This is a genomic window from Rhodohalobacter mucosus (assembly GCF_003150675.1).
In the GTDB taxonomy this organism is placed as follows: Bacteria; Bacteroidota; Rhodothermia; order Balneolales; family Balneolaceae; genus Rhodohalobacter; species Rhodohalobacter mucosus.
In genome coordinates, this window is record NZ_QGGB01000002.1 from 38,227 (window position 1) to 60,876 (window position 22,650).

Genomic DNA, 22,650 nt, shown 5'->3' on the forward strand with positions numbered 1-22,650 from the left:
ACCAAAACATCATTTGCGTGGGAAATAAAGGGGATAACAAAGCATTTAAACAGATTATGACATGGTCGCTGGCAATGTTCTTTGCGGCTATTGTTTTTGGATTACTGTATCGAATCATCATGCCCATCGAGCGGTATCCTGCCGATGATCAGTTTATTGAAAAGGTTTTTGTGGAGTTTGAAACGGTTGCCTGGCAGTCAAACCGGGAGGACGCAGACGCAGCAGGAGCATTTGAAGGCGGATCTATACTCTACGTAATCCGGGAAGATTCAGCCAGGGCTATGGTCCGGCCGTTCATAGTCTCCGGCCTCGACAGCGTTTGGGTAGAAAAAAACGAGCTGACAGAGTATACACCCGATAAATACAGGGAATGGCAATACGAGGAAGAGCGCAGAAAATATGATTTGGACTAAAGGTGATGAAAATCATCACATAAATCTAAAATTAACGGACAGTGTCTTTGCTTTCTTATAATGAAGACATTACATTTTTTACATTCACTACTTAAATAACGATCGGAGGTTACATATGGGAAACCATGATGAAAATCATGAAGCTGAAGAATTTCAGCCAAAGGGAGCTGTGGCTTTTTTCATCTTATTGATGACTCTTTACACGCTGATGTGGTTCGCAATGTATTTTGAACTACTGGGGAGGGGTTAAGCCATGGATAAATCAGAAAAACTGGCATTTAGCCTAAGCGGACTTCTACTTGTAATATTTCTTGGCGCGATTGTTTACGCCAGTCTGGCGAGAAACATTGAGGTTCCAACATGTATTACAGACATGGAGCCATTCGCTACAGACACGCTCTTTCAGACGGGACCAAATACCTATGAACTGCAGGCCGTTGCAAGAATGTGGGCATTCCAGCCCTCTACGGTAACTCTCCCGGCGGGTTCTACGGTTGATCTTTACCTCACATCTCAGGACATCATACATGGTTTTAAAATCAAGGACCACAACGTGAACCTGATGGCAGTTCCGGGAGCAATCAATTACATACAGGTCACCTTCGATGAACCAGGTGAATATTTCTTTGCATGTCATGAATTTTGCGGAGCTGCTCATCATACCATGGCAGGACGGATAATTATTGAAGAGTCTGGTGAAGTTGCTCAAAACACGGAGGGAATCTAAGATGGCTGCCGACACATTTCGCTTCTCAAAGTCTGCAAAGCATCTGAATTCGGTATTGATCATTATTCCCATGGTACTTCTTTTTATCGGAGTCTATGGGGGATTAATGCAAACCCTGTTCAGGGCCGGTATTATTCAAAGTGATCCTTTTATGGGCGGTGATTACTATAAAGGGCTCACAATTCACGGAGTGCTGAACGCCATTGTGTTCACCACATTCTTTGCTGTAGCCCTGGGTAATGCACTGATACCCTATGCACTAAAGAAACATCTCAATACCAAAATTGCGTGGACTTCCGGTATCCTGATGCTGGTTGGTTCGGTGATGGCTGGTATCGTAATGTTGATGGGTGAGGCAACTGTATTGTACACCTTTTACCCGCCGCTGAAAGCTAACCCTGCTTTTTATATCGGGTTAACGCTTTTGGTCGTCGGATCGTGGATTGCTTTCTTCAACTGGATACCCATGTACCTGAACTGGAGGAAAGAGAACAGTGGGAAAAAAACACCCATGGCGGTTGTTGGTATGTTTACCACATTCATTGTCTGGTTCATTGCAACCATTTCCGTCGCGATTGAAATTCTTTTTATGCTGCTGCCATGGTCGCTGGGTTTGATTGACGAGGTGAACGTGATGCTTGCCAGAACACTATTCTGGTTCTTTGGCCACCCGCTCGTTTATTTCTGGCTGCTTCCGGCATATGTAATGTACTATGTATTTATGCCAAAACTGGCCGGAGGAAAGCTCTATTCCGATATGGCCGGCCGGCTTGTCTTTATGATGTTTGTACTGTTTTCAATACCTGTGGGTACACACCACCAGTATATGGATCCCGCTATAGGCGCACAGTGGAAGTTTCTGCACGGTATCTTCACTTTTGCAGTAGCTCTTCCGAGCTTAATCACAGCGTTTACACTGGCTGCTTCCCTCGAACATGCAGGAAGAAAAAGAGGCGGTACCGGACTTTTCGGGTGGATGAAAACACTCCCCTACTTTGACAAAGAGAAATGGTTTTTCTCCTATCTCATTGCAGGATTAATCATCTTCGCCTTTGGCGGAATCAGCGGTATCGTTAACGCGTCATACCAGATGAATACCGTGGTACACAATACTGCATGGATTCCAGGCCACTTTCACCTGACTGTAGCCGGTCCTGTTCTGCTTGCCTTCCTTGGAGGAAGTATGTACCTGATACAGCAGTTCATGAATAAAAAAGTGAAGATGAAAGGCTGGACCTTGTCGGTACCCTATATCTACACCATTGGTGTTTTTATTTTCTCATGGGGTTTGATGAGAGGCGGTATATTGGGAATGCCAAGAAGAACAAATACGGGCGCAACCTATGCGAATCCGGAAAGTGTTCTCTATCAGCCCGAATGGATGATGTATATCGATATCACCGTAATTGGCGGGGTGATCATGTTTATCGCAATTGTAATTTACATTGTGGCATTCTTTGCAACGGTTTTTTCAAAAAGCCTTGCAACCGAAGAGGAGGCTGCCGTTACGTTTCCAATTTCCGAACCCCTGCACGACGAACCGGCACTATTACTCAGAAACTTCAAGCCATATATTATAATTGCACTGATCTTAATCGCACTTTCATATGCGCCTGTTATATATGATGTGATACAGGCCACATACGATGGCTCAGCGCCTTATTCACCAAATAGTCCCGTACCACTTCGATAATGACGAAGTTGAGCAGTTTTCTTTTAACAGTAATTACAGCCGGAATTCTTCTGGGTCTTTCCGGCTGTGATTCTCTCTCCGTTAAAAAGTCTATCAGCGATGAAGAGTTCAGCCTTCTGGATCATAACAATCAGGAGGTTGTATTTCCGGACGACTACCTCGGAAAAATCCTGCTCGTCGGTTACGTCTATACACACTGTCCCGACATCTGCCCTGCCATCACATACAATATGAGAGATGTGCAACAGCTTGTGGATGACAGTTCAAACTTTATGCTTATCAGTATATCGTTCGACCCGGAACGCGATTCACCTTCCATACTCAATGATTATGCAGCCAACTACAGGCTGGATACGGACAGCTGGAGCCTGCTCACGGGCGAAAGAAGTGAAGTTGATAATGTGTTGGAATTACTGGAGATATCAACAGTGAAAACACCAACCCGCTTTTTGGATGATGGCAAGGCCATCTATTTTATCGACCATACCGACCGGGTAACGCTGATCGACCGGGAAGGCAACATTCGGAAACAGTATATCGGAAGTGAATTTAAACCTGAAGAAGTTGCAGAAGACATAAGAAAACTGATTGGCAAGTAGCGTATATTGAATGCTAATCAATTAACTGATGTTCTAATACTAACCTAAATTTCTAAAACAACAACGGAAATCAAGACATATGAAACGCACAATATTTAGTTCTCTCCTTTTAATGATTGCAATTGCATTTACTGCATGCGGAGGCGGTCAAAGTGAAACTGAAACTGCAGAATCTCAGACTGCTGAACAAGAAGATCAACAAATGATGGACGATGGTGTACGAACTATTGAGATATTCGGTACCGATGATCTCAGGTTCAAAGTACAGGAAGATGCCGAAGGCCTTCAATTGGGTGAATCCTCCGGAGAATATACTGTATTGGAAGCTATCGAAGCTTCACCGGGTGAAGAGATCCGCATTGTACTCACGACCGTGAGCCAGCTTCCCCCTGCGGCAATGTCACACAACTGGACATTGGTGGAGATGGGAACCGATGTTGATACGTTTGCGCGTGAATCACTTGCAGCACGTGACAACGACTACATTTCACCAAACTTTGAAGATCAGGTTATTGCTCACACTGCAATGATCGGATCCGGTGAGACGGACACCATCACTTTCACGGTTCCTGACGAACCCGGAGAGTATGACTACATCTGCACATTCCCCGGGCACTACGCCGGTGGTATGGTTGGCAAGCTGATTGTTCAGTAATTGCCTGACACGCAGCAGCTAATATACGGGCCGTGAATTACCTTCACGGCCCTTTTTTTTATTAAAACTTCCCGTTTAAGTCTTCGCCCTTTTCAGATAATTCCATGCAATAAATATCAGAAACAGATAAAGGGTCATGACGCTGAGAACCACCCAGAATCCCTGTACCAAATCTGAAAAATAGTGAACGGGAGCATTGATTACGATAAGCAGTGGAAAGCCAAATACAAGTGCCAGTCCGCTCCCGTATACAAGATTATAGCTTGCCGGTGATTTCATATTCGGATCCAGAATACGCAGCAGTACCAGCCCCGACTGCATGGTACCGGTCATATTTCCGAATATCGACGCAAACCGTTCAAAACGATACTCCTCAAACGCATCCGATGTGAGATAATAAATAACCATCCAGGTAGCGATACAGACCAAAATGGAAATGGACAGTATTGGAACCCAATACACCAGGATCACCTGAAAACTAATTGCAGCGACCGAAGCTACGATCATAAAGTCCATGAAAAGATTGGAGCAGCGGGTCATCGTCATATCATCCACCACTTTGGTTACGCGCATCACATTCATAATTTTTCGCACAGACAGGGCAAGGATGGCCGCAAAGATGAAATGAAATGACCATAATGTAGTGATCTCATTTGCGGCATCTATACGAATCAATCCTGCCTCCATCAGCTTCATCAGCAGATAGGTTACTACGTAAACCAATCCGATCAATGCGATATGAAAGGTCAGCGATTCTATAGACTCCGGTGAGGTTGTAATTCTTTCGCGCATATTTCCTTTTGGAGCCCTGACAATGCCGGTTCGGATATCCTCAGACAAACTTAGCTCAGAATCAATGTATGTAGCCTCACCGTCACGTATACCCTTCCTGACCAGCCAGATACCGACGGTATAGGCCATCAGAAAACCGAAAGCCGCAAAGGTAAGGCCCACTATACCGCCCGACTCAAAACCGAAATTTTCCCAGTTGCCGCCGATAGAGTACGCGATCCCTGGATTCATGCCAAAAGCGAGCGGTGGCAGTAATCCAATACCTACAAATAGATCGGGCATGAACGTATAAAACAAGATAAATGCCACCACCAGCCCGATGATCGCCTGCACAAGATATACAGCCAGGAAGATCAGGCTGAATTTTATGGACGACATTCCCAGCCTTTTCTTGGGTGCCCTTAAACCCAATGCAATAAACAGGAGTGCAAGCAAATGGTACACATACGTGCCCAATCTTTCCGAATTCAGGTCGATCCACTCAAGACCATTCATTCCGATAATGAGGCCCGCTGCTCCTGCAAGTAAATTGGCAGGGATCAGATATTTTTGAAGAAATCCAACCCTGCTTCTGAGATAGGTAGCCACGATCAGAAGCAATCCCATCCATGCAAAATCGAGGAAGAAAAGTCCGGCAGAAATATCAAGATTCCAGGATTCCATTCAGAGTGAATTTACAGGTTTTTCTCCGTCTTTAAGCCGATTGATGTAGATTTGCCACTGCAGGGCACTCGATCCCTCCAGATTAAACTGCAGAGTCTGCTCAACCGTGTTCACCGTAAGCTTGTGATTCTGTTCAACCGAAAGTGCCCTGATATCATGAACCGGAATGAAGGTGTGTTCAGAACCCCAGTGAAGCTGGATACCATCTTTCTTCAGGGCTGCGTGACACCGGCCCACAGATACGAGTTTCTGATCCTCATCAAGACGGCTGAGAGAACTGCCAGCTTTTTCAAGCAGCACATCTTCTCTCTCTATTTGCATCGGCATCCTGTTAATCTGCTCAAACAACTCAATCAATGACACCCTATGGCCGCTGCTATCGATAAGACGGGACGCTACGTCCATTCTGTAATTCATCCCGGAATTGCGGCTGTACACACGAACTCCATCCGGGGTATAAACGGCTCCGTTAACCCCCGTGTCGGGACAGCGATACAGAAATCGTTCTATGCCTGCGGCCGGTTTGCTGCAGCTCGTGGGCACCGCTTCTACAGGAGGAGTGTACTCATCAAAATTAATCCGCTCAATACACGCCCTGGCAAATTCATCATAGTTCTCATAGTCTGAAGCGTGAAGCGGTTTCAAAAAACGAACCTCTGCACTTCCTCTTCGATAGTTATCCGCCCATCTCGGCCAGGTGAGGTATGACCCATGTATCTGTACGGGATGAACAGGTATCCCCATCTTCCAGAATAGTTTCAGCGTGGTCTCAATCAGCGACTTCGGCTTGCCGTCCCACCTTCGTCCCCCTTCAGGAAAAATGACAATCATTCGCTTCTGATCAATCATCCGCAAAACACTGCGAACGATTCCGGGTTCAGGCACATACTTGCTGGTGGGAACAATACCAATTCCATCCATAAATATCCGGGGCAGGGTTTTATGAAACTGATCCCTCGTCATCACCCCGGCCGTTGGCTCCGCAATCATGCCTACATTGATCATAAACGGATCAAAATAGTTTGAATGATTACCGTAAATAAAGCAGGGTCCGGTAAGCGGCATGAACTGCGGATTGGTAATTCGCGGTTTAAACAGCTTTCGTGTAGCCGTAATAACCGTATGACGCAAAATCCAAAACGCTTTGTCTGAGTAACCGCGCTCGTTTTTCCTAAAAGTAAAATCTGACAGGATGCTCATGAGGATCTACCGGCTTCCAATATGATGATGGAACTCCACAGCGAATGTTAAAAAGAACAATGAAGATGAAGATTATCCGGCTGCACGCTTCCTATCGGCGAACCGGGTGGCGTATATGGAGCCGGCGGAATGGATATGCTTCCGGGATCTGATTGAAATCGCTCGATCATTTGTAATTCCATCATATAATGCCCCTTCCAGGCTGTATCGGCAGCATTTTCAGCTCTGCTCGCCAAACTCTCCCGGAGTTCATCCAGAAACAGGTGTGTGCCCGAAGCCACGTCCGGTGCACTCCGGTCATTTGCTGCAAGCCTGATCAGATTTCTGAGAACGGCCGTATCAATAGCTCTCTGTATTGTACCGGAATACCCGCTTGCCGGGTCCGACAAAATTGTTGAGTCCGTAACACGATGAAGCACGGTTTCAAGGCCGGGATAATCCGGATTCCTGGCCGACTGCAGGGCAAGGCGTGCAGCACGGTTCGGGTTGAAAATCAGTGACGCCGTAAGTTCTGCTGCGGTTTCAGCCATTGCCACCGGGTCAAGGGCGGGAGATGTGTATCCGCGAAAATTTTCACGCGTCGCCGATAAGCCCATAGGACGTGGCGGAATGATATCTAGTATGGATTCCGGCAGCGCAAGCTCATCCGGATCCAGCGTCCTTAATAGTGCATCCAGGGCCTGCAGCTGTCTGCCGCCGTCAACTATCCTTGGACCATGCTGGTTATCACCCCGTTTCTGATAGGTATAGTCTACACCTCCAATCAGTTTTACCGTCGCTTCGGTCTGATACCTGTGATACAGATATACGGGTACCAGAACATCTTCCAGTTCGGCCATCATGCGGTCCTGCCGGATATTGCGTTCACCAAAACGATTCAGGGCAGAGCTTCGGATATCCATAATAAGGTTGAGCTGCGAAACGGCATCATCTCCGTATTCCCAAAGATGCGCGTCAGGATGCAGGCCGCTTTGAGGTCGTGCTGCTTCATCAGAAATAAAGAGCAGATCCATGTCTGCCGTTCCTTCAATAATCTGATTCAGTGCTTCCTCTTCGTTCGTGCCTTCCGGAAAGTCCTGGTAACCCCATATTACGGCTCGTTTATCCCACTCGCCGATAGCGTTGCCGTACGCATTTTCAAGGCTTAGTGAACCATCCGGTTGTACTGTGGCCCTTGGATGGGGATAATCCATAACAGAAGCCAGGTTATTTACACTGGATGCAAAATTGTGTGTAATGCCCAGCGTGTGTCCGATTTCATGGGCTGACAGCTGGCGGATACGGTTAAGTGCCATCTCCAGCATCTGGGGGTCCGGATCCCGGCCCTCCTCATATGGCGCCAGCAATCCCTCTGCAATCATATAGTCCTGTCGTACTCTCAGAGAACCCAGAAGTACATTCCCTTTGATAATCTCACCTGTCCTGGGATCCACAACGGATGATCCGTATGACCAGCCGCGTGTAGACCGGTGTACCCAGTTTATTACGTTATAGCGAATATCTAGCGGGTGAGCGTCGTCGGGAAGCATTCGTATCTGGAATGCATCCCTGTAACCGGCTGCTTCAAATGCCTGATTCCACCATGCACCGCCCTCAAGAAGTGCAGTTCGAACGGGTTCCGGTGTTCCGTTATCAAGATAGAAGACAATCGGCTCTACCGCCTCACTCACCTCCGCATCAGGATTTTTCTTCTCCAGCCGGTGCCTTACCGCGTACCTTTTCGTAAGCCTTTCACCTATCGGTGTACTGTAATCCTGGTACGAAATTGCAAAAAACCCCGACCTGGGATCAAATTCACGCGGTTCGTAGCCGTCGTCGGGCAGTTCAACAAACGAATGATGCTGCCTCACCGTCACAGCTCCGGGCGTAGGCGTAACCGACCTGAGCCACCTTCCTGCACCTGAACCCGTAAAGGTAAGCATGGTCTCGAATTCAGAATTTTTTGGGAAATTAAATGTCCCCGGGAGGTGAATAGCTGAACGGCTTCGGTCTACGGAGTAGTTGCCCTGGTTATTGTCTCTGAGCCGGCTTGCCACACCATGGGCATCCTGCATAAGAAAATCGGTCGCATCCACAAGCACTCTGTCATCTTCAGCTATTTCAGCCTCAAAACCAAAAATCACGGAGCTCGCAAACGCTTCATTCACCGATTTTTGCTCCAGCTCAACCCCCGATGACGCCCGGTAGCCATAATTTGGCTGGATCATCAATATTTTCGGCCCCGTTTTTCTGAAAAAAACGATTCGGGTATCGCCAAGCTGGCTCCGATCGAGGCCTATATCATTCGACCCCACACCGGCGGCCAGGGAATTCACATAGATGAATTCCTCTTCAAACTTATCAATCTCGAGCCATATTTTACCGGTATCCTGGTCCCACCAGAAGTTGAAAAATCCTTCATACTTCTGCATGCCCTCCGTTCTCTCCTCAATTGTATCCTGAGCAGAAACGATGAGGGGGAACAATAGGGTAAAAAAAAGAAAACAGTATTTTTTCATATCAGCCGTTTACATTTCGGTTTCAATGAAGAAACGAAATGTTAACAGCTAAGGAAAGCGGGATTTTCGATGAAAGCATCCACCCGCTTTTTATTGACTCCGTATCAGCCGCCCCCGTTCTGTGCGAGACGAATATAGTCTTGTAGAAATTTATTTTCAGAACCAGCGGAGAATGCCGGCTTAACCGTTCGGGGCCCTGAATTGGACTCCTGCCTGGGTGCGGGTTTTTCCTCAATTTCTTTGACTGCTGCAGCAGCGGCTGCCGGTTTAGGAGCGGGTGGCTTCTGAAATTCAGCCGGCTTGCGAAATACTCTTTCACCCAGCTTCTGCTCCATATTCAGCAGTCTGGACCCCTGCCCTTTCTGCCTGTAGAATCTGAGCAGGCGGGCTGTAAGGTATAGAGAGAAAAAGCCAATAACTGCGGCAAAAAACGTAGTGAAAGGCTGATTTGAAAAATTCGCACCCACTGCGTCAAGATAAAGGATGGACCCGTTAAGGTATGCGAGTATGCTGTTAAGAGCTTCATAACCACCGGGTTCCCAGATGAATGAAGCCGCATCCGCCCGATAGGTTCGCAGTTCGCCCATCAGGATCGCAAGGTCGCCGGGCACCCCGAATACATTTCGCAGCCCTGCCGATAGTGAACTGAAACCTGCTCCAAGTTTACCGCCAAATGTGCCGTTTGCTGATAACACAATAGCAGTTACCACAAAAGCAGAGAGTTTGACCATGTATTCCAGAACCAACAATACCCCTTTCCCCGTTAGAACTGCAAGATGTTCCCAATCAATGACCATATTACCTCCTTAATTTGTATCAATTCTATAGATTGCTAAATCAGGTTTTACCCAACCTGTGAACTATTGACTGAGTGTGAGTTGAGAACTCACTTACTAGAAGACTGAGACAGAGCTGAGTTGTTACAGCTTTCTATACTTTGTAAAAACGCGGGTTCTTTGATCTATAGAGAGGGAAAAACCGGGATTTACCTGTATTGCGGGATTTTCAGACATAAAAAAACCCTGACCTGCAGCGCAGATCAGGGTTTTGAGGTTACGTATGTACTAAATGAGAAAGATTAACGGGTGTAAATCTGTTTTTGGCTGGCAGTTTGTGCAAGCAGTTCAGCTACAGCCGGCTGGCCATTTCTGAGAGCCAGATCTGTCGCCGTAAGGCCTGACTGGTTGGTGATTTCAACGGATGCGCCATTTTCGAGCAACTTCTCCACAATGTAGATTTGCCCCTGCCCGGAAGCGATCATCAGAGCCGTATAGCCACTGTTGTTAACCTTGTTAATCTCAGGATGGTGTGCCAGAATAATTTTCACCATTCTGGGGTTTCCAATTTTTGCAGCAAGCATTAAAGGGGTATTGCCCTCTTCGTCCACTGCATCAACATCTGCTCCTTCTGCAAGGAGAACATTGAGGCTGATAATATCAATGTCCTGAACTGCCTGAATGATATTCTCACTGACAACAAACTCATTTGAGTCGTTTGCAGCGCCGGCGTTGTTCACCAGCAGTGCCGCTGCCATTAGTGTAATTAGAATTGTAGTTATTGCGTACTTCATTTTTTTGTTTAGAATTTTAGTCGTCTTGTTTTTCCTGATTTATTCTACTTATGCCGGGTTTTTCAACAGGTATGATTTTTTAAATTTATCCGGCCTCTAAATTCTGACCTTTCTAACGAATTACCCATATCGGGGGTTTCACATTCAGGGCGATTAAATGCGATTCAGAAAAAGTAAATCACCGGCCACCGGAAGGGTTAAAAACTAACATAAAACAGGTTAAATAATTAAGTGAAATCGCTTTTAATTTTCCCCTGATTAAAGTATTAACGTGTTATGAGGCGGGTATTGCAGAAATTATTTAAGTTTTTTCGCGATTTCCCTGATTTATTTGTTCTGACGTTCTGCTCTGTTTGATTAACGGGCGTGAATATTCAGATCCATTCCCATCACCTCTTCAAAAAGTGCTTTTTTCCTGTCTGCACCCCAGATCTCCAGATGGGGGTCAGACTCTGTGCTAAGGTAAAGTTCAACACCCGTTTCTTTTACATCAATCTTCACATCTCTCACATTCTGATAGTGGCTGCGGTCGAGCCCATCGGCTACTCTCAGAATGGCCGACAATTTTTTCACCCTGTTTTTTGATTCCTTGTCGAGACGCTTATAATAGGGATGACGCATTTTAGGCGTAGAACGGCGGTGGTAGCGTGCAACATTGGCCATAATCTCTATTTCGCACTCCCTGAAACCCATCAGGTCCGAATTGCGAATAATATAAAGCGCATGTTTGTGATGTTTTCTGTGGGATATGTGATAGCCTATGTCGTGCATGTAGGCTGCAAAGGTCAATAGCTCTCTGTCCTGTTCTGTCAATTCCAATTTATCTTTAACCGCATCGAAGATGGAAAGAGCAAGTGATGCAACATGAAGCGAATGATCCTCATGCCAGTCGCATTTGTGAACCAGCTCCAGTACGCTTCTTTTTCTGGGATCTTCAATCCATTCCGATGTTCTGATCTCCTTCAGCTCCCTGCGAATGTATCTTAGAATAATTCCCTCCCTGAGTGCCTGGGATGAGATCTTAATCTGTTTGATGGCAAAGGTATCGAGGATATACTTCAGCAAGACCAGGCCTGCGGGCAACAGCGCAATCCGCTTCTCGTCAATCCCCTTCAGTTTCGAACGTTTCTTTTTATCCAGCGTTATCGCAAACTCGTAAAAATCATAAAACTCTTTGCTGCTGAACTCCAGTTCGTTTAACGAGAGAGACGGTGAACGTTTGTTTCGATACGCAATCATCAGCGCAATATTTTCCATTGTGCCCGATGAACCGATCAGCAGAGATGCGCGATTCATGGCAAACGATTCAGCCAGGTCGGCCAAACTCTCGCGGTAATGCTGTTGAAGAGTGTTGATCTCTCCTGCCGTTATGGGATCGTGATCAATAACCGTGGCATGCATGCGGGCTACGCCAAGTTTTTTACTCGTCAGAAAATAAAACTTCTGTTTATCGGCAATCAGAAACTCCACACTGCCGCCCCCCACATCCATGATCAGAGCAGGTCCCTCTCCCGGCTCCGGCATCTGAATACCGTGCTGCACGGCCAGGCCAATCAGTTCGGCCTCTACCCTGCCCGGAATCGCATTAATTTTAATGCCTATTTCATCAATCACCCGCTGGATGAATTGTCCACCGTTTTCCGATTCCCGGATCGCACTCGTTGCATACGCAAGAACCCGTTCGGACTTTTGGTGATCGGATAGTGTTTTAATTTTTCTAAGCGCACTCAACCCCCTTTCCATAGCTGCATCCGACAGCCGGTCGGTAACACCTTTCTCAGCCAGCAACACCATCTCCTTCAGCTTGTCAACAACATAAAAGCCACCGTCGGGGTATATATCAACGATAACTGCATGAAATGAATTTGTGCCCAGATCGATGGCTGTAATGCGCTTAACAGGTCTATTCAGAAAAGCCTGGCTCATTCTGCAGTCTGTTTATTATTTTGTTGCGTCTGCATGCAGAGATGATACAGAATGTTCACCGAAAAATCTGCGCTGCCAGTGGTGAGAAACCGAAATGATTTTATTTATAGATTAAGCGTGAAAGACAAGGATCTGATTTTCGAAAATTTCGACAGCGCACCCTGGTGTTTAAATGGTCACTTCCATACGGTTCTCTGTTCCCTTCTTTTTCAACCTTCAGAAGCGGGCTATGAGCGAATTGAAATTGAAACACCCGACAGCGATTTTCTTCAGCTGGATCTTTATGAAATTCCGGGCAGCACTAAAATTGTTTTGCTTCTTCACGGGCTTGAAGGGCACTCCAGGCGTTACTATATCGCCCGGCTGGCGGCATACCTGAACCGGCGCGGCATCTCTGCAATAGCCATGAACTATCGCAGCTGCGGCGGAAAGATGAACCGAAACAGAAAATTTTATCACTCAGGTGAAACCGATGATCTGCATACCACTTTAAAATGGGTTCAGAATCGTTTTACCGGTCAATCCATTCACATGGCCGGATTTTCACTTGGGGCCAGCTCTATGCTGAACTACCTCAATAAGTACGGCACCCGTCATCCCGTAAATTCAGCGGCAGCCATCTCTACTCCCTTCGAACTGAAAAAAGGCTCCCTGAATCTTGAAAAAGGATTCAACCGGGTATACACCCGTCAATTCCTGACTACACTGATCCAAAAATTGAACCAGAAAAAAGAACGGTTCCCCGACCTGCCCGACTTCAACGGATCTACCCTGTATAATTTTGATGATCAGGTAACCGCACCTATACACGGTTTTGAAGATGCAGATGACTACTACGGATCCTGTTCGTCAGCTTTCTTTATGCACAGAATACAAACACCCCTTCTGGTCATCCACAGCAAGGAAGATCCTCTCTGCCCGTTTCGCTGGGTACCTCATAAAGAGATAGCCCGAAACAGCAAAGTAAATGCCTGTTTTACCAAAAAAGGCGGTCACGTTGGATTCTGGAGCCTGCCCCCCGGTTGGCTGAACCGTGTAATTACAGACTATTTTCTGGCATACTGAACGGTATCTCACTAAATCACTTTTTACCTTTAGGCAGTCTGTTCAGAAACAGAGACTACCAACAAAAATATACATACCCGATTAGATATTATGGTCATAATTATTGGATCCGGACCCATTGGGCTCGCCACTGCTATAGAACTAAAGAGAAAAGGAATCGAATCCCTTATTCTGGAGAGGGGTTGTCTGGTGAATTCTATCTACAATTATCCGGTAAATATGACCTTCTTTTCCACCTCAGACCGGCTTGAGATTGGTGATATCCCCTTTATATCCCACGGCCCCAAGCCTACCCGGAAAGAGGCCCTGGAATATTACCGCCGGGCCGCTGAACATTATGAGCTTGATATTAAACTCTATGAAGAGGTGACCGCTGTTGATGGCAGCGATGATAATTTTACCGTAACAACAACTAAGGGAAGCTATTCATGCAGTAAAATCGTGCTTGCAACCGGATTTTACGGCCAGGAGAACAGAATGAACGTTCCCGGCGAAGATCTGCCAAAGGTATTGCACTACTATGATGAACCTCACCGGTATGCATGGCAGAATGTGTTGGTGGTGGGGGGAGGAAACTCAGCAGTCGATGCGGCTCTTGAGACCTATCGCTGCGGAGCCCACGTATCGATTGTTGTGAAATACCCAGAGCTCAAACCGTCAGTTAAATATTGGGTAAAGCCTGATATCGAAAACAGGATACGTGAAGGGTCTGTAACGGGATACTTCAATTCGGAAGTCGTGGAAATCCGTGAAGATGAAGTGGACATCAGAACGCCTGAGGGTGATGTAACAATTGAAAATGATTTCGTTCTTGCAATGACAGGGTATCATCCGCACTTCGGCCTTATGAAGAAGCTTGGCATTGCACTCACCGATGATGAAAAAAAGATGCCCGTGTTTAACGAAGAAACCCTTGAAACAAACAGAAAAGGCTTATACGTTGCCGGGGTTGTTTGCGGTGGGATGGACACCAGCCGTTTGTTTATAGAAAATACAAGAGTGCATGCTCAGCACATAGCGGGCGATATTGAAAAGAAATTGAATGGCTGATTGCAGGGTGGGCGTGGTAAAAATAAAAAGAGGGCAAGCTACCCATATCACGCCGCTACGACCTGCTACCGCTGCTGCCTTCCGGCCCTGACGGAGTTCACAGGGAGCTGGCTGTATGGAACTTGCCCCGTGAATTAAGATAAGGTCTTTTTACGAAAAGGTAAACGGTTGATTATCCCAATCCGAAACGCCTCAAACGCCTGTTTGCCTGATTTTTTTACCCCTCAACAACTCCCTTCCACTGTTGTTCGGGCTCCTCCGTTAACATCTCCCTGCATTTATCAATGTAATACCTGGATGGATTCATCACCGGCCCTGCATTGAGGTGTGACTGCTCGAATGCTTCAACCTCCGTGAAGTATGTCATGGCCGTTTCAAAAGAGCGGGAGTAATAGAGCTGGAGTGCCTCCTCAAATTTTTCGATCAGTTTTGCTGTTTCCTCTCCGGCATTGCGGTCAAAACCTACAAGCTGATAAAGTGCCAGCGGTTCGCTTTTACCCTTCACCCGTACACGGCCAAGCTTTCTGAACACGAACTCACCGGTCTCAAGAGCTTCATCCCTGCTGCTCTGTGACACGATCGCATATACACCAAATATTTTACAGGCCGATTCACACCGTGCACCCACATTCACCTGGTCGCCCATAACGGTGTAGTTAAAACGACGTTCGGACCCCATATTCCCGACCAGCATTTTACCGGTATTAATGCCGAATCGTGTATTAAATCGTACCGTATTGCCCGACTGACCGTTTTTAGTCCATGTTGTCCCTGCAAGCAAAGCGGTTCTGCACGCATCGGCAGCATGGTTTTCTGTAGCAACGGGCGCACCGTAAAACGCCATAACCGCATCTCCTATGTATTTGTCGAGCGTACCGCTGCACTGGTTTATAATATTGGTCATATCGTCCAGATAGTTGTTCATCATCGAAACCAGCTCAATCGGATCCAGATTTTCGGAAATGGATGTAAAACTTTCAATGTCGCTGAATAAAACGGTGAGGTGCTCGAGGCTGCCTCCCAGCTTGTATTCGATTTCATCCGCAACCATTTTCTCAACGAGCTCAGGAGAAACGTAAGACGAAAACATGGATTTAATTTTCTTCTTTTCTCTTACCTCAAAGATCACGTTCTGCATCGTTGAACCCGTGTAACCGAGCAGAACTGCAAGATATACCGGCAGTACGGGCAGAAATGTGTTGAACTGAAGAAATGCAAAGAGCGCAATTACGCTCCACAATGTGCCAATCAATATGGCGGATATCAAACCACCCCAGCCGATGTAGATATAGGTGAGAAAAAATGAAATGACCAGTATAGCGAGGGCTATCATAAGATTCTGGAGCGTACTTAATTCACGCAGAAAATTATGGTCTAAAATCGATTGCAGTGCATTTGCATGAATCTCAACCCCTGCCATGGTCTTTTCACCGGATGAATTTGTAAATGGCACCTGATGAAAATCCTGTAGTTCGGGCATGGTTGCCCCAACCAGCACAACCTTGTCACGCAGAACATCCTGATGAAGGAGGCCATAGTCGGGATGGTCGAATTCATTTACTTCAAATGCCAGCATCTCCGTATTGGTCTCGAACTCCTCATCATCCACAATACTCTCCAGGCTTATATAATCAAAAGATCTGTAGCCTCCGTAGTAGTTCAGAAGCATTCTGCCCTCTTCCGTTTTTGCAAGCGTGCGATCTCCGATATGGTAATAGTTCCGTTCATTTTCATACCGGATCTCCTCACCCAACACAAGCGGCACCATCTGAAGTGCCAGTGAGTAATAGGATGTTCCCTGATGATTGGCCTGCAGCGGATAACTCCTGATTACCCCGTCAATGTCCCTCCGCATATCTACAAATCCTATATTCCAGGGCGTGGCCTCCATCAAAGCCTCCCGAGGAAAAACAGGCGAGATATTCTCAATGATATAGTTTCCAGCTCTCAGGTCAGCCTGCCTTCTGAAACCCCCGATAAATATCACATTGCCGGCTTCCTCAACGGCATCTGCAAACAGTTGATCATTTAGCGGATCGTACAGATCGGGCTGATCGAACATCACATCGAATGCGATTGCATGTACGCCTGCCTTATTTAGATTTTCTACAAGTTTGGCATACACGCTTGTGGGCCAGGGAAACTTATATGGAATCTCAGCATCCGCCTGCTGGCTGAGTTCAACAATCACAATATCACTGTGAGACAGGTCCTGCTCCCCACGCACCTGGAACAGAACATCGCGCATACTGAGGTCTCCCGACTGTATGGGCGGTGATAGAAAAAAGGCGAGCAGAATTGCCCCCGTAACCAGCAGCGTTAATATGGTGGAGCCGATATTTTTCAACGTCCCGGTACTGTGTGATAAATGGGTTTAACCGAATGGAGGTATCAGATCTAATTATACAACCATTTGCACTATTGCCAAAACCCCTAATTAAATCTTCCTTGATCCGCTTTTTTGTACTTTTTTAAAAAGATTACTCATTCACGGCTGGAATCAGCCCGGATATCTCCCTCAGTACAAGTTCCCCTGATTGATCGGATTCGAGTCTGTAGGCTTTGGGGGTGCCTGCTTCCGAAACCGGTTTGTAGGTTAAAGACAAATGCTGCATATCAGCAGCCGACAAATTACCATTTATAATTTCACCCGAACTGTTCGTGATTTGGGCATACATTCCTTTGCGGATTGTGGTCTGACTCCCCGAAGTGAGCGATTCTATCCGGATCTGGCCGTCCTCAACCCAATAAAATCCACTTTTTTCAATGCCTGCGTTGGCTGATTCTGCATTTATCAGACTTTCATTTACCATAACCCTGATAGTGAACTGGCTCTGTTTATTTGTATGGATAAGAAATTTACCGCGTAAAAGCTGAACGTCAATAACTTCATTTGCCTGTGCTGCCCTGAACCAGATCGATGAGTTGGGATGAAGCATCAGGTAAGAATCATCCGTTAGTGCAATCCGAACAAACTCCCTGTCTGCCGACAATACCGTATCTGCGTCTGAAACAATCTGAATAGACCGTTCTGACGGATTGTTAAACTGCACAAACGCCCGGGAAGACTGTGGGTAGAACAATACTGCACACGTTAAAAGTATGATGACACGCATAAAAAGAGTATGAGAGATATTTACTTGCCTGCCTGTGTAGAAAATAAATTCTTTGGGCGAATCTCATGAAATTCCAGGAACTGAAGCCTCATTCCAATCACTGATACACCGTAAACAAAAAAAAGTTCGTCAAAAATCAAGAATTTGTTCAAAACCGCTGTGGGTATGCACTACTCACCGGTTGCAGGGAACAAAATCAGTGGCGCCGGGTAAAATATACCTGCTCATGATCCAAATTGTCTCCGGTTTTGAGCCCGATTTTTCTGGGCAGAAAAGATGCGGCAGCATGGATTATTCAGGAAGGGCGGGCAAACTTACATTCAGAAAATTAACTGAAAATACTACAATCGCTTCAAACAAAAGATATGGACATTTAAAGAAGTGGAGCTACGGCCCCGAAGCCTCGGAGGAACCCGCGAAGCATTGCTTCGCAACATCAAAGCCATTGCATAGCATGAGTGCATCAATCTTCAGTACGAATTCCACAACACTGCAAGGTCAAACACTCTGTGAAGCTACGGCTCTGGGTCTGAGCATCCGGGTTGCCATATTTAGAGTGGAGCTACGGCCCCGAAGCCTCGGGGGAACCCGCGAAGCATTGCTTCGCAACATCAAAGCCATTGCATAGCATGAATGCATCAATCTTCAGTACGAATTCCACAACACTGCAAGGTCAAACACTCTGTGAAGCTACGGCTCTGGACCTGAGCGTCTGGGTTGCCAAATTTAGAGTGGAGCTACGGCCCCGAAGCCTCGGGGGAACCCGCGAAGCATTGCTTCGCAACATCAAAGCCATTGCATAGCATGAGTGCATCAATCTTCAGTACGAATTCCACAACACTGCAAGGTCAAACACTCTGTGAAGCTACGGCTCTGGGCCTGATCGTCCGGGTTGCCAAATTTAGAGTGGAGCTACGGCCCCGAAGCCTCGGGGGAACCCCGGACACGATCGTCCGGGTTGCCAAATTTAGAGTGGAGCTACGGGGATTCGAACCCCGGACCTTCGCGCTGCCAGCGCGACGCTCTAGCCAGCTGAGCTATAGCCCCTTTTTTAAGGTCAAATAATATATGATGATTATAAATCATATGTCAAAAAAACCTTTTGTTTGGTATTATTGGTTGTGTATTTTTACAAAGGAAAAACTCTCTAACTTTTCAACCTACAACATCATACTAACCGTACAGGAGCCAAAAACATGTTAAAATCTTACAAATATCTGATCATGGGCTTACTTGCTTCAGCTCTCGTTATGCAGTCATGCGGAAGCAGTGAACCCGAGGGTGATCCCGATCCCCTTACCCTGGAGTATCTGATGAGTCTCACAGATGAAGAACTCATGCAGCGCGACAGCGACGGTGACGGGCTCAATGATTATGACGAAATTTATGTATACGAAACCAGTCCTTTATCACCCGACAGTGATGATGATGGCCTCAATGATTACGATGAAGTAATGACTCATGGTACCGATCCGCTAACTGCCGACTCAGACGATGATGGCCTGTCAGACGGCGATGAGGTGAATGTTTATAACACAGACCCTCTGGACACCGATACTGATGGTGATGGCCTAAACGACTACGATGAAGTAATGCAGTACGAAACGGATCCGCTGGATGCCGATACTGACGGTGATGGCCTTACCGACTTCGAAGAGGCAATGGAATACAACTCAGACCCGCTTCAGCCCGACTCTGACGGCGATGGATTCTCAGATGGACAGGAAGTGGAAATGGGAACAGATCTTCTCGATTCCAATAATCCACCTTTCATCAGCGAATTGAACACCATCAATTTTGACTTCGATCGTTCCAATATCCGTGACATGGACGCACAGCTTCTCGCAGAAAACGTAGAGATGCTGAGCAACGCAGATGCATTCCGCGTACGTGTTGATGCTTACACGGATCATGTGGGCGGTGACCAGTACAACCTGCGTCTCAGCCTCAGAAGAGCGAACTCCGTCGTTGATTTCTACAAAGACAACGGTATTGCTGAAGACAGAATTGAATTCAGGGGTCTCGGAAAAGCTCCGGTACCGTGTGCCGAAGCCGAAAAAGATGAAGACACTCCCGGCTGTGAGAAAAACAGACGTGCAGAGTCTATTCCTCTGAATCCATACCCTTTTACTCCAAGAAACTAAATTAACTGTTTCCCGGAGTTTTTGATCGCTTATCGTACAAAGGCGGGCTTTATAAGTCCGCCTTTTTTATTTCATCTTTTCTCTCAATCAGGTCGTGAAACCTGCTTGCTATATACCCTTCCAAAAAAATAATTGCCTTCTAAAAGTACCTGGGTACAGACACTCCGATAAAATACCCTCTGTCATCAAGTCTCTTTGCAATATCAATTCTCAAAATCCCGAACACGCTGTTCAGGCTAAGCCCTGCTTCTGTATGTGTACCCTCCGAATTCAGAATTCCCGGCAAACCATTGCTCCCCCCACCAGCCGAACCCGCACCGCCAAAAAGGATAATACCCCATCCCCTATCAACCAACGGCCACAAGCCAAGAAGCTCAAAGGGAATCGTCCTGAAGTTGTGCTCTGCAGTCACGAACCAATATTCGGATCCTTCATAGGGCAGCCCGTTCCTTGTGCGCAATGAACCAAATGGGGTGAAGCGGGCCAATGATCCATCGATCGCCCCATGCCGCTGCACGGGCATTCCGGAAGTTGCAGTGCCGCCTGTGAAAAAGATATGCAGCTGGTTTGCGAATAGTCTTCTCCTGTAAAATGTTGGAATACTCAGTTCACCTGAAGCCTGAACCTTCAGATAGCTGAAATCACTGCCCAGTGACGGGCCGCTCCACTCTCCCCTGATTTCAAAACCGTTGGTACCGGAAAAGCCTAATGTGCCGGACTCATGATTTATGTTGATCTCCGCGTAAAAAGAGTTAAGCAGCCCTTCTTCGACCGGTAAATTGGGCCGGCGTGTTTTATGAAAACCGAACAAGCTGTAGTCGAGCACATCCCCGCTGATTGAACGGTGTCTTTCATGCGTGCCTCCAATCGAAATGCGGGTGTAAGGAAGCAGCTGCCGGGCCCTGATTTCGGCTGACAGTTTTTCATTGCGGAAATAGTCAAAATAATCCTCTGCTCCGGATATTGTGGCTATGCTGTTCATAATCGGCGGATAGATCTGTGATCTGTAGCGGGTATCTGTTGCGTTCATATAGAGAAACTCCAGGGATAGTACCGCTTCATTTCCCTGCCACAGCCGCTGCCGTACTCCGGCTGAAACATCCCACATTTCACTGAAAAAACTGTATCCAGCACTCAGTTCTGCTCTTTGATTTATCGCTTCGAAAGTATGACGATATCCAAGACCGGCATGGAAACCGTCAACTCGATTAAAGCGGGCTTTGATTGTGAAGCCATCCGGAACCATCGCACCCAATCCTGATAAGAATCCGTTTCCGCCGCCATTTCCTTGCTCATCTTCATCAATCATTCGGGCAAGAAATCCTTCTGGACGAAATGCTTCTTCAAGAGTCTGTGTGCTGTCAATGGTTTCGTACGCAATTTGCTCTTCTTCCGTAAGGGGAATCTGAACCATTTCAGTTAACAGCTTAAGTGAATCGGTTGCGGATGTATCGGCCCTTACAAAGTCACTTTCAACAGCAAATACAGAATCCGGCATTGCCGTATTCACCTCATAACCCGACAGCCTCGATAGCTGCCGAAATTGAATGGATGGAAACTGAAGGCCAACTATCCCCACTCGTATCACCCCCTCAATGCGAACATCCACGGGCAGCCAAAAGTCCTTTCCGTAGTTGCTGAACTGCTGCATGTAGGAAAGCTGAAAATCCTGAACCGGCGGCGGAAACGTGACCACCCTGTTGGGACGGAGCTCTACTTCGAGGAGTGCAAAATCACCCCCATGCACAAAAGCAACACCTTCAAACAGAGGCTGCCTCTCTCTTTTTGGAATCACTTCAATTTTATACACCGGAACATCATCCATTACGGTGGTTTCGATCAGTGAATACCTATAGTACCTTAGAGCGTCAGGATGGGTAATCCCCACCATGTTGAATCCTGCAATTTCAATATCGTCATCGTAAAAGTTGGGTAGATAGCGTACCCCTGAAAAATTCTGGTCTGCGCTCAGATTGGATGTCTGCCGTACCTCTTGCTGAATTTCACGGATACCCCGTTCACGATCCCAATAAAGAACCGAACGGCTTTCAGACACAGATGCTATCGACGTATCATTGCTCAGAACCTGGCGTGTATAGGCATCCACGCTGTAATTCTGCAGATTCTTCCTCCAGATTTGCTTTCTGGCAATAACCGTCTCCATGATCGACAAGCCGGGGTCCCTGTCGGTAACCACAATCTCCTCCATCTCCGTAACAGCTCTTTCGAGCATGATTTGCAGTGGGAAAACAGTCTTATCCGTGATGCGTATACGTGTAGTCCTGTACCCTATATAGCGTACCTGCAAGGTAACGGGCAGTGTATCTGCCTCAATACTGAACTCACCCTCAGGATTGGAGATGGTTCCCCTGTACGTTCCGTCAATCAATATGGTAGCAGACGGCAGAGATTCACCGGTTTCTGAATCATATACGGCTCCGGATATCAAAACCGTGGACTGCTGTGAAGAAACATCAGACCAAAAAAACAAATAAAACAGAAGTAGCAGGGATACCCGTCGCATGCAAATCCTTAGTAA

At 46.7% G+C, this 22,650-nt stretch carries 19 protein-coding genes, 1 tRNA gene and 1 other RNA gene; 10 read left to right on the top strand and 11 right to left on the bottom strand.

The annotated features are described in order from the left end of the window. Positions 1–17 precede the first annotated feature (17 nt). The 5 genes from DDZ15_RS01270 to DDZ15_RS01290 all read left to right on the top strand — a co-directional run bounded on the left by DDZ15_RS01270 (position 18) and on the right by DDZ15_RS01290 (position 4,087). Entirely contained in the window at positions 18–413 is a 396-nt protein-coding gene (locus DDZ15_RS01270) for a hypothetical protein (protein WP_109644065.1), read from the top strand. 253 nt (positions 414–666) lie between these two features. After that, complete coding sequence (locus tag DDZ15_RS01275; RefSeq protein WP_109644066.1) at positions 667–1,140, top strand: cytochrome c oxidase subunit II; 474 nt, start codon at positions 667–669, stop codon at positions 1,138–1,140. A 1-nt stretch (position 1,141) separates the two neighbouring features. Continuing rightward, complete coding sequence (locus DDZ15_RS01280) at positions 1,142–2,833, top strand: cbb3-type cytochrome c oxidase subunit I (protein ID WP_109644069.1); 1,692 nt, start codon at positions 1,142–1,144, stop codon at positions 2,831–2,833. Beyond that, a complete protein-coding gene (locus DDZ15_RS01285) occupies positions 2,833–3,432 on the top strand; it encodes an SCO family protein (RefSeq protein WP_109644071.1) in 600 nt (199 codons plus the stop codon). The genes DDZ15_RS01280 and DDZ15_RS01285 overlap by 1 nt, the downstream gene beginning before the upstream one ends. A 79-nt stretch (positions 3,433–3,511) precedes the next feature. Beyond that, entirely contained in the window at positions 3,512–4,087 is a 576-nt protein-coding gene (locus DDZ15_RS01290; protein WP_109644073.1) for a plastocyanin/azurin family copper-binding protein, read from the top strand. A gap of 75 nt (positions 4,088–4,162) precedes the next feature. On the opposite strand, the gene DDZ15_RS01295 is transcribed toward DDZ15_RS01290, so the two are convergent. The 6 genes from DDZ15_RS01295 to DDZ15_RS01320 form a co-directional block, all read right to left on the bottom strand. Continuing rightward, a complete protein-coding gene (locus DDZ15_RS01295; protein WP_109644075.1) occupies positions 4,163–5,542 on the bottom strand; it encodes a sodium/glutamate symporter family protein in 1,380 nt (459 codons plus the stop codon). Continuing rightward, on the bottom strand, positions 5,543–6,742 hold the full coding sequence (locus tag DDZ15_RS01300; protein ID WP_109644077.1) for a lysophospholipid acyltransferase family protein: 1,200 nt from the start codon (positions 6,740–6,742) through the stop codon (positions 5,543–5,545). 47 nt (positions 6,743–6,789) lie between these two features. Then, positions 6,790–9,240 carry a zinc-dependent metalloprotease gene (locus DDZ15_RS01305; RefSeq protein ID WP_109644079.1) on the bottom strand — a complete coding sequence of 817 codons (2,451 nt, stop codon included), beginning with the start codon at positions 9,238–9,240 and terminating at the stop codon, positions 6,790–6,792. Positions 9,241–9,344: 104 nt separating this feature from the next. Next, positions 9,345–10,037 carry a hypothetical protein gene (locus DDZ15_RS01310; RefSeq protein WP_109644081.1) on the bottom strand — a complete coding sequence of 231 codons (693 nt, stop codon included), beginning with the start codon at positions 10,035–10,037 and terminating at the stop codon, positions 9,345–9,347. Positions 10,038–10,318: 281 nt separating this feature from the next. Continuing rightward, positions 10,319–10,810 carry an ankyrin repeat domain-containing protein gene (locus DDZ15_RS01315; RefSeq protein ID WP_109644083.1) on the bottom strand — a complete coding sequence of 164 codons (492 nt, stop codon included), beginning with the start codon at positions 10,808–10,810 and terminating at the stop codon, positions 10,319–10,321. 357 nt (positions 10,811–11,167) lie between these two features. Next, a complete protein-coding gene (locus tag DDZ15_RS01320) occupies positions 11,168–12,736 on the bottom strand; it encodes a Ppx/GppA phosphatase family protein (protein ID WP_109644085.1) in 1,569 nt (522 codons plus the stop codon). 51 nt (positions 12,737–12,787) lie between these two features. Here DDZ15_RS01320 and DDZ15_RS01325 point away from each other — a divergent pair, with 51 nt between their 5' ends. Together DDZ15_RS01325 and DDZ15_RS01330 are read left to right on the top strand one after the other, a co-directional pair. Further along, positions 12,788–13,801, top strand: coding sequence for a YheT family hydrolase (locus DDZ15_RS01325; RefSeq protein WP_109644087.1), 1,014 nt, complete (start codon positions 12,788–12,790; stop codon positions 13,799–13,801). Between the two features lie 90 nt (positions 13,802–13,891). Further along, positions 13,892–14,851 (top strand): YpdA family putative bacillithiol disulfide reductase, encoded by a 960-nt coding sequence (locus DDZ15_RS01330; RefSeq protein WP_109644089.1) that lies wholly within the window; start codon positions 13,892–13,894, stop codon positions 14,849–14,851. Between the two features lie 28 nt (positions 14,852–14,879). Here DDZ15_RS01330 and ffs read toward each other — a convergent pair. From ffs to DDZ15_RS01345, 3 genes are all read right to left on the bottom strand, one after another. Then, positions 14,880–14,979: signal recognition particle sRNA small type (gene ffs, locus DDZ15_RS01335), an RNA gene on the bottom strand. Positions 14,980–15,068: 89 nt separating this feature from the next. Continuing rightward, on the bottom strand, positions 15,069–17,198 hold the full coding sequence (locus tag DDZ15_RS01340; protein WP_109644091.1) for a CHASE2 domain-containing protein: 2,130 nt from the start codon (positions 17,196–17,198) through the stop codon (positions 15,069–15,071). A 133-nt stretch (positions 17,199–17,331) separates the two neighbouring features. Further along, positions 17,332–17,934: a FecR domain-containing protein gene (locus tag DDZ15_RS01345; protein ID WP_158278583.1), complete on the bottom strand. Its 603-nt coding sequence runs from the start codon at positions 17,932–17,934 to the stop codon at positions 17,332–17,334. 487 nt (positions 17,935–18,421) lie between these two features. Between DDZ15_RS01345 and DDZ15_RS16650 the strand changes: the two genes are divergently transcribed. Together DDZ15_RS16650 and DDZ15_RS16655 are read left to right on the top strand one after the other, a co-directional pair. Then, entirely contained in the window at positions 18,422–18,595 is a 174-nt protein-coding gene (locus tag DDZ15_RS16650; RefSeq protein WP_158278584.1) for a hypothetical protein, read from the top strand. Position 18,596: 1 nt separating this feature from the next. Next, positions 18,597–18,770, top strand: coding sequence for a hypothetical protein (locus tag DDZ15_RS16655; protein ID WP_158278585.1), 174 nt, complete (start codon positions 18,597–18,599; stop codon positions 18,768–18,770). Positions 18,771–18,940: 170 nt separating this feature from the next. Here the strand turns inward: DDZ15_RS16655 and DDZ15_RS01355 are convergent. Continuing rightward, positions 18,941–19,014 (bottom strand) — tRNA-Ala (locus DDZ15_RS01355). Positions 19,015–19,190: 176 nt separating this feature from the next. Here DDZ15_RS01355 and DDZ15_RS01360 point away from each other — a divergent pair. After that, the gene (locus tag DDZ15_RS01360) at positions 19,191–20,111 is read left to right on the top strand and encodes an OmpA family protein (protein WP_242978831.1); all 921 of its coding nucleotides are present in this window, start codon (positions 19,191–19,193) and stop codon (positions 20,109–20,111) included. Between the two features lie 139 nt (positions 20,112–20,250). Here the strand turns inward: DDZ15_RS01360 and DDZ15_RS01365 are convergent, their stop codons facing one another. After that, positions 20,251–22,635, bottom strand: a complete 2,385-nt coding sequence (locus DDZ15_RS01365; RefSeq protein WP_109644097.1) for a DUF5686 and carboxypeptidase-like regulatory domain-containing protein — start codon at positions 22,633–22,635, stop codon at positions 20,251–20,253. Positions 22,636–22,650: the final 15 nt, after the last annotated feature.